This is a genomic window from Psychrobacter sp. AOP3-A1-26 (assembly GCF_052378235.1).
Lineage (GTDB): Bacteria > Pseudomonadota > Gammaproteobacteria > Pseudomonadales > Moraxellaceae > Psychrobacter.
Genome location: NZ_JBQSXN010000201.1, coordinates 1 through 812, shown reverse-complemented (window position 1 = coordinate 812; position 812 = coordinate 1). Strand labels below are relative to the sequence as shown.

At 43.5% G+C, this 812-nt stretch carries 1 protein-coding gene; it reads right to left on the bottom strand.

Annotated elements, in window-relative coordinates; all coding sequences use genetic code 11:
• Window positions 1–49: 49 nt before the first annotated feature.
• Complete coding sequence (locus tag ACT3TU_RS14300; protein ID WP_192523040.1) at window positions 50–778, bottom strand: LysE family translocator; 729 nt, start codon at window positions 776–778, stop codon at window positions 50–52.
• Window positions 779–812 lie beyond the last annotated feature (34 nt).

Sequence of the window (812 nt, the reverse complement as noted above, 5' to 3'; positions counted from 1 at the left end):
TATACCAGCAGTATCGTAGCGTTTTTAAAGTATTTTAACTATATAATATCTAAGTTAGAAAACCATTCAACACTTCAGCCAATAGAGCCGCGGCAATTAAAATAAAGATAACGCCGCAACCACGATTGAGCCACGCTAACCGCTCACCCACATCAAGCCAACCTGCCAGCTTTTTACCACCTAGCGTATATACCACCTGCCAAATCGTTTCGCTCAAAAATAGCCCTAACGTCAGCATGATATATTGCGGCCATAATGGCGCGCTAAAATTGATAAATTTAGGGAAAAAGGCGGCAAAAAATAAAATCGCTTTGGGGTTCGATAAAGATACCCACATACCAGTTCGAAATAGCAACCATTCACTAGGCGGCGCTTTGACAGCGGCACTAGAGAGCGAGCGTGGCTGAGGTTTATTTAATACGTTATCAGTCGTTGTCAGATCTGCATGAACTTCTGCACTCAGTGTACTGGCATCACTAATCAAGCTACTATCACTAGCATCACGCCACGAGCTGACACCCAGATAAATTAAATACGCTGCACCAACGGCCTTAATCACCGTCAATAACCATGGTGATTGACGACTAATGACATCGAGTCCCAGTAATGTCGAGAGCAACAAAACGAAAAGTCCAAGACTAAGACCTGCCAGCGTCCATAAAGTGCGCTTCACGCCATAATTTAGACCGTACTGAAATGCCAAGAGCATATTCGGACCGGGAGTCGCTGAGATAAAAAAGGTACTTGCAAAGAATACCGCAAACAGATGCCAAGACATCAACTAACCCCTACTGTCTTATTTAAAATTCAAC